The 1,360-nt window shown below is 78.1% G+C and carries 1 protein-coding gene; it reads right to left on the bottom strand.

Going from position 1 to position 1,360, the window contains the following annotated elements; all coding sequences use genetic code 11:
- Window positions 1–60: 60 nt before the first annotated feature.
- Window positions 61–1,173, bottom strand: coding sequence for a cystathionine gamma-lyase (locus J1M44_RS05460; protein ID WP_206480756.1), 1,113 nt, complete (start codon window positions 1,171–1,173; stop codon window positions 61–63).
- Between the last annotated feature and the right edge of the window lie 187 nt (window positions 1,174–1,360).

Below are 1,360 nucleotides of genomic sequence, written 5' to 3'. Positions count from 1 at the left end.
GGTCGGCGGGGGATGGTTCGCGAGCGTAGCCGGGCCCGGCTCAGGCGGGCAGGGCCGGGCTCAGGCGGGTCCGGCCGCCGCGTTCAGCGCCCGGGTGAGATCGGCGAGCAGCTCCGCCGTCGGCTCGACGCCCACGGACAGGCGCACGAAGCCGGCCGGGACGTCGTCGCCCCAGCGGGCGCGGCGCTCGGCCGCGGTGTGGGTGCCGCCGAAGCTCGTCTGCGCCACCACGTACGCGGCCGCCCCGATGAACCGCTCCGCCGCGGCCGCATCCGCGAACTCCAGCCCGACGACGCCGCCCGCCGCCGTCATCTGGCGCGCGACGATCGCCGCGTCCGGATGGTCCGGCAGCCCCGGGTAGGCCACCGCGCGCACGGCCGGGTGCCCGGCCGCGAGCTCGGCGACCGCGAGCGCGGATGCGCACATGCGGGCGAAGCGGACCTCGAGGGTCTCCAGACCGCGGTGGATCAGCCAGGCCTCGTGGGTGCCGAGGATCCCGCCGGCCAGGGTGCGCCAGCCGCGCACGCGCGCCATCAGCTGGGGGTCGCGGGACGCGACGTGCCCGCCGAGGGCGTCGGTGTGCCCGTTGACGGCCTTCGTGTCCGAGGCCACGACCACGTCCGCCCCCAGCTCCAGCGGGCGCTGCCCCAGGGGGGTCAGCAGCGTGTTGTCCACCACCACGAGGGCCCCCGCGCCGTCCCGGCGGCCGTTCGCGTGGGCGCGGGCGGCGACGTCCGCCAGGTCCGCCACGCGCAGCCCCGGGTTGGAGGGGGTCTCCACGAGCACCAGGTCGTAGCCGCTCAGGTCCGCATGGGCGAGCCCCTGGGTGGCGACCAGGTCCACGTGCACGCCTCGGGGCGTGAGGTGCTCGGCGGCGAGGGCGCGGGTGGGCCCGTAGCCGTCCGCGGGCAGGAGGGCGCGGTCCCCCGGGTGCAGCAGGGGCAGCAGGACGGCGGCGATCGCGGCCATGCCGGAGGGGACCACGGCGACGTCGGCGTCCTCCAGCGCGCCCAGGGCGGCCTCGAGCGCGGACCAGGTGGGCGTGGCCCAGCGCGCGTACTGGAAAGGCACGTCCGCGCCGGGGGCGGTGGGGGCGCCGTCCGGGTCCGCGCCGGGCAGGTGGAACGCGCTCGCGTGGACCAGCGGCGGGGAGATGGACTCCCCCGGGGCCATCCCGTGGGCGCGGTGGTGCAGGACCGGAGCGACGCGGTCGGTGGGAAACCGCCGGCCGAGGAGACGCGTGCGCCGCTCGGTGCGCACGGCCACCTTGGCGAACCCGTGCGCTCGGGCGAGGGCCCGGTCGCGAGTCGCCGGGGAGAGAGTCAAACGCAGGGCAGCGGGCGACTCGGCGAGGTAGCGG

It is taken from the genome of Micrococcus sp. KRD128 (assembly GCF_017168395.1).
GTDB classification, from domain to species: Bacteria; Actinomycetota; Actinomycetes; order Actinomycetales; family Micrococcaceae; genus Micrococcus; species Micrococcus luteus.
Note: the sequence above shows the minus strand (reverse complement) of the source record. Positions and strands in the feature narration are given on the sequence as shown.

Bases quoted from the DNA above. Each gene is read 5' to 3' on its own strand.
- J1M44_RS05460 (WP_206480756.1), bottom strand. From the start codon at position 1,173: ATGGCCCCGGGGGAGTCCATCTCCCCGCCGCTGGTCCACGCGAGCGCG.